At 48.4% G+C, this 5,630-nt stretch carries 4 protein-coding genes; 1 reads left to right on the top strand and 3 read right to left on the bottom strand.

All coding sequences use genetic code 11. The features are described 5' to 3' along the window. Positions 1-52: 52 nt before the first annotated feature. Entirely contained in the window at positions 53-1,750 is a 1,698-nt protein-coding gene (locus tag AC5JMP_RS07245) for an AAA-like domain-containing protein (protein WP_495850775.1), read from the top strand. A gap of 542 nt (positions 1,751-2,292) precedes the next feature. On the opposite strand, the gene AC5JMP_RS07240 is transcribed toward AC5JMP_RS07245, so the two are convergent. From AC5JMP_RS07240 to AC5JMP_RS07230, 3 genes are read right to left on the bottom strand one after another with little or no spacing between them, the layout of a single operon-like run. Then, positions 2,293-2,796, bottom strand: coding sequence for a TniQ family protein (locus tag AC5JMP_RS07240; protein ID WP_495850774.1), 504 nt, complete (start codon positions 2,794-2,796; stop codon positions 2,293-2,295). After that, positions 2,796-3,626, bottom strand: a complete 831-nt coding sequence (locus AC5JMP_RS07235) for a TniB family NTP-binding protein (RefSeq protein WP_495850773.1) — start codon at positions 3,624-3,626, stop codon at positions 2,796-2,798. Before AC5JMP_RS07235 ends, AC5JMP_RS07240 begins: the two co-directional genes overlap by 1 nt. Before the next feature lie 2 nt (positions 3,627-3,628). Next, positions 3,629-5,374: a transposase gene (locus AC5JMP_RS07230; protein ID WP_495850772.1), complete on the bottom strand. Its 1,746-nt coding sequence runs from the start codon at positions 5,372-5,374 to the stop codon at positions 3,629-3,631. Between the last annotated feature and the right edge of the window lie 256 nt (positions 5,375-5,630).

Raw genomic sequence — 5,630 nt, 5'->3', positions numbered from 1 at the left:
TTGAACGCTTCTCTACCTCTACAATAATGTCCTAACTCGTTCTCGTAGCGCTATAGTACTGCGGGAAGTGCCAAGTTCGATCGTGATTTTTGTCGATGAAATTGACACAACGTTGAGTTTGGACTTTACAGACGATTTTTTTGCAGCGATTCGGTTTCTCTATGTGGCGCGAGCAACGCAACCAGAGTTTCGGCGGCTATCGTTTGTGCTGATTGGGGTGGCAACGCCGGGAGATTTGATTCGAGATGCGAAGCGCACGCCGTTTAATGTAGGGAAACGGGTAGATTTGACCGATTTTATGCTGGCGGAGGCGATGCCGTTGGCGGCGGGATTAGGGCTAGCGGGGGCAGAGGCAGGACAAGTGTTGGGCTGGGTGCTGCGATGGACGAGCGGACATCCGTATCTAACCCAGCGGCTGTGTCAGGAGATGGCTCAGATGACGGGTAGCCCGTGGACAGAAGCCGAGGTGGATCGGTTAGTCCGCCGCACTTTCCTGGGGATGCAGAGTGAGCAAGATAACAACTTGCAGTTTGTCCGGGACATGCTGACAAAACGGGCACCGGAGCCAATGACGGTGTTGCAGACCTATCGGCAGGTATGGCGAGGGAAGCCTGCGGTGGGGGATGAGGAGCAGTCTTTGGTGAAGTCGCATTTGAAGCTGGCGGGGGTGGTGAAACGGGAAGGAAAGACTCTGCATGTGCGGAATCGGATTTATCGACAGGTGTTCGATCGGCGGTGGATTTATGAACAGGAAAGTTTGTGGCGACGGCTGAAGCCTTCAAGATGGGATGGCTTATTCAATGGACTGATAATTGTCACTTGGACGATTAATATTGCGCTGTTAGTTATTATTGCCAGTCGATTTCTCAGTGGTGAACTTGATGTCTTAGGCATAATGGCAGTGGTTGCACTTCCTTTACTCGTCCTATTGCAAGCTAAGAGATTTTTCACCGAAGACGGGCAGCGTAGCTTCAGCAATTTTTTAGAGCGAAGCAACATTCCGACACTTTTACATACAGAAGCTAAATTGGCACTCACGTCTTTGCTTTCCATTGGATTGTTTATCTTTTGGGTTCAACTGCCGAGGATTTCAGATAGCTATAGTTTGAGGGGTCTAGCATACTACCGTGAAGGAGCATTCAGCAGCGCTGAGAAAAGCTACCAACGGGCGATCGCCTTGAATCCAGATAACGTCAATGCGCATTACAACCTGGGTCGAATATATGAAGATTGGTCGCGATTTGATGAGGCCAAGCAGGAGTATCAAGTTGCAGTAGTAGGTGACAATTTCAGAGCCTACAACAATCTAGCTCGGCTATACATCTTAGATAAAAACTATCGCGCCGCTGTGAATCTTCTGCTACAGCAGGAGGAATTAGTTAAGCAACAACTTTCCCTGCCAAAAGATCAACAACTTATCTTCAAGGAGGATCAATACAACCTGGCGAAAAATTTAGGATGGGCGCGATTTGAGCAAAATCGTTACCCAGAAGCAGAAGCCGCTCTCCAACAAGCGATTGCGATCGCCAAAGACCCAGAAGTGTCTCGATATCTCCCGAATCGAGCTTCGGCGCATTGTATCTTAGCGCAGGTGCTTGAACGTCAGGGAAAAGCAAATAATGAAGAAATTAGTCAATTGAAACAGTGTGAGGCATTAGGGAATTCTAGAGATGTTCCAGAAGAAGACACTTGGATATCTTTAGCAAAGCAGAGGTTAAGAACCTTGCGGAATCATGATCTAACACCATGAAGTAGAGACATCTCATCCCTATGTTTTTTGGCACTTAAGATTGATATCAGGCTCTTTCCAACCATACTGATACAGGTGTCGCCTAGCGCAGCATTTAGAATTGTTAACCCCAAAATGTGAGGTTTGCACTTCTGGTGAACTAAGCTAACAGAGTACTCTAACTATTGATTCGCTCATTTTTTGAGCCAAAAATAATTCGCCTATACTACAGCGGATCGCAGCTTTCTGGGGACATCCGACGATGGCAAACTCCTTCAGTGTAAGGCTTTATAGCATTATAGGTGTCTCCTATACGACTGAAAAGCGCTGTATCTCTTCACGCACTATGAGTCTGGGTGCAGAATTCTGTCATTGAAAGATATTTTTTTCTAAAGAAATTCTCCGAACCGACCGTTTAGGAGAGGAGTATCGTTTTCTAAATCCTAGAGTCCAGAATGGCAAATCTCATATTCAAAACCGCGATAGTTAAGATCTTAGTGGAGGCGAGCGAGATTTAAGCAGAGCAATATAGAAATAGACCAGCTTCAGACTGACTGTATCAACTAGCTAGCTTTCTGATGCACCGCCATTCCTGCAAAAGTCATCAAACACCGCTGGCAGGCTCCATCCTCCCACAAAGCAGGCATCTTAAACAGCGCCCCACAGTTCGGACATTTAGACACCAGCTTCAGTTGATGCCTATCACACTTCCACACCGACTTAAACTGCCACTCTATCTGATGACAAGGCGTTTCCCCATAACATGCCCCACACAGACGAATCGGACTCCACTGCATCCCCATCCCTTGCGACGGTAACATCTGAACCAACCGCTCCGCCGTAACGCCCACTACCCCTGACAGCTTTTCCAGTTCAGCTTCAGTCGGAAATGGATTCAGATGAAACCGCTCCCATCGCGCCACCACTGCCCCAATCCCAGCCAACTGTCCCAACCCATTGGCTGAAAGATGATTCGGTCGCCTAAACCTCCCCAGGAAATGGCTGAAGCTTTCTCCCGCATACGGCTCAACCTGAAACAGCCAGGGCTGAATCTCACCCTCCGCCATCACTTATACTCCTTCGCCACTTCCTGAAGAATCGCCTTATCGACCTGCTTGAACCCTGCCGAAAGCGATCGAATGGCAGATTCTCTCAGAATCTCATCCATTCGCCCAATGTATCCCTCGGTGCTAGTCGTCAGAATTCGCAGCATATCTTTAGTGATCAAATTAGATGCGACTGGCAGCTTCAAAACTTGCTGCTCCCAGACCTGTACGGTCTTTTTGAACTCTTCTCCCGACAGCTTGCCAAAACGGTAACAGCCGCGAAAGCGGTTATAAACCTGTTCATCTCGCTTAATCACGGCATCCAGGCGATCGGTGCCAACCAGAACCACCGCGATTGCTAGCTTGTCATAGATATCCCGAACATCTGCGAAGGTTTCAGGCTTGAGGCGATCGGCTTCATCAATCACCAGCATTTCCACTTCACACGCTCGCAGAACTTCCATTGTCCGATCCCGGAAGTCTGATACGGTTCCCTTGGTGGCTCGGTGCTTTAGAAACTCAATGATTTCCTTAAATAGCTCTTTGGAGCCACACTTCTGCGGCGGCTGAATACAAACGACTGGAACGATCGGCTTTTTGCCCGTTTCTTGTTGGGGTTTATTGCGGTGAAAATAAGCTTCACAGGCAACTGATTTACCCGTTCTAGATTCTCCGACAACTCGGCAAGATTGCCTTGACTTTCGCTTGCCATCCAACCAGTTATGCAGCTTGCTCACCTGCTCTAAAGGCATCACCGTTTTTTTACGAAGCCGAGCGATCTCAACCTGTAATAAGCCTTCATCGGGTTGAATCTGACCTAATGCCTTTGCTAATTCCTGAGCTTGAACCATCTCTACCAATCTCCTCTTAGTTCATCAAAATCAATTGGCTCAAACTCCTGAGTCTCAAAGCTAATCTCTGGTTCATCCTGAGTCTCTGCTGGTTCAGGTTCAGTAGACGAGGAAGCTGGTTGCTCAGTCCGTTGATTGGGCTGCGATCGCGCCAACTTCTGCTCCTCTTTCTGGCGCTGTTTCCGATTTTTTTTGCTATCCGCCAGAGCATCCCGTTCTAATGCCTCTTGCAAGATGGCTTCGTTGCTCAAAGTCTTACCCGCCGACCGTAGCCGCCGACTGCTCGCTTTAGCTTCCTCATAGGAAAGCTGCTCGGTTTCCAGACCTTTAGCGGTGGCACGAGCCAGAAAAACTTCCCGGTTGTCCTCTTGGCGATACACCAAAATAGTGGTGATGTCGTTGGGGTCAAACCTGAGCGATACGATGTCTTTGGCGTACCCGGCCAAATATTCACCGTGATAGATCAAATTCTCAAATTGCAGATGTCCGCCTCCTTGAACGCTGCGTCGGGCTGCTTTCATCAAGCAATTGTCGAGATGTCGCTCATCAATGACATCGGGGACTTCGGGCAGTCCCGCTTCCCAGCGTTGGAAGCGCGTTTGATCTCCCATCCGGGCATCCATGCTTTGGTTGTAGTGATCGCAAATAAACCGCGCAATCAATTGCTCCAACTGTCGCAGCGTCAGGCTGGCATCTTTTTCAGCGTCCTCTGGTCGCTGCTGCACGTTCGACCCGGTATACCCAGGCAGCGTTGAAAATAGCTGGTCGTTCAGCGTTCTAAACGGGCGTTCAACAATGCCGCCTTCAGAGGGGCGATCGCGCAGATGGCAACGAAATCCTAAATCAGTACCAACTTGCTGGACATGATGGGATCGAAAATCTTTGCCCCCATCGGTATAAAAATGCTGCGGTTTTCCGTAAGTGCCCCACTCGCAGTTTAGTTTGTACTCTATCCCGTATTTCTTGGGCAGGATGGCATGGCGGAGTGCGAGTGCCACTACCTGGGAACTGGGTGCATCAAATCCTAGATTCACTCCCATAACACAACGGGAATAAGTATCAATCACTGTGGTTAGCCAAGGACGACTTAGCAGTTCTCCATACTGATCGACCAACAGCAAATCCACGCGAGTATGGTCGCACTGCCAAATATGGTTGCTGTGTTTATATTCAAGATCCTCTCCATCGCGTGTTTTAACTGATCCGGCTGAACCGCGCCATCCAGGACGACGAATGCTTTTGGCTTTCTCTTGCCTTTCTATAATGGGCTTCAGCACCCGCAACACTGTTCTGTAAGTAGGGGGTTGTTCATCCTTAATTTCACGGGCTTTTGCTTGGACTCTAACGGCAACCTGCTTGGGAGTCATCCGTTTGCTACCCTTGTTGCCTTCTTTGTAGGTCTTGATGATGAAGTCTTGCCAAAAGTCGCTAATCCGGTGTTTGCCCTTATCTCCTCTGGAATCGTTAGCAATTCCTGCTAGCCCTTCCTGTTCCCAGCGTTTCACCAATCGCTGGATCGATCGCACTGAAACGCCCAACTTCTCAGCAGCTTCTCGCAGCTTTTGACCATAGGTGAGGCGATCGCACGGTGCAATCAGACTTTGAATGACTTCTAGCTTGCGTTGAGCTTCACTATCCAGCTCATCGACAATCACCTGTGACGCAACCGGAGCAGATGCCTGGGTAGGAAAGGCTAATGCAGAGTCTGAAAGCTGACTATTCAGAACTGGGGAATCCTGCGTGGTCATTCATTTGCATCTAATTCATTTGTACTAATTTATCACTAGATACGAAATAAAGCGACACTTAATTTGTCATTACAGGCTCTATTCCATGAACCGCTAAGGAATGAAGATAGTTACAAGGAAGAGATAAGAAGAAACTTTGGAAAGCGACATCTAATTTGTCACTCTTGTAATGCTGCCCTATTTTGGAAAGCGACATCTAATGGCTCTTCCCAACTTTTGGTGATCCTGAAATCCTTTTTCAGAAGGTTTGTTACTC

The organism is Drouetiella sp. (genome assembly GCF_059504425.1).
This window is presented reverse-complemented; position numbering and strand designations above follow the sequence as displayed.

Bases quoted from the DNA above. Each gene is read 5' to 3' on its own strand.
- AC5JMP_RS07240 (WP_495850774.1), bottom strand. From the start codon at position 2,796: ATGGCGGAGGGTGAGATTCAGCCCTGGCTGTTTCAGGTTGAGCCGTAT.
- AC5JMP_RS07235 (WP_495850773.1), bottom strand. From the start codon at position 3,626: ATGGTTCAAGCTCAGGAATTAGCAAAGGCATTAGGTCAGATTCAACCC.
- AC5JMP_RS07230 (WP_495850772.1), bottom strand. From the start codon at position 5,374: ATGACCACGCAGGATTCCCCAGTTCTGAATAGTCAGCTTTCAGACTCT.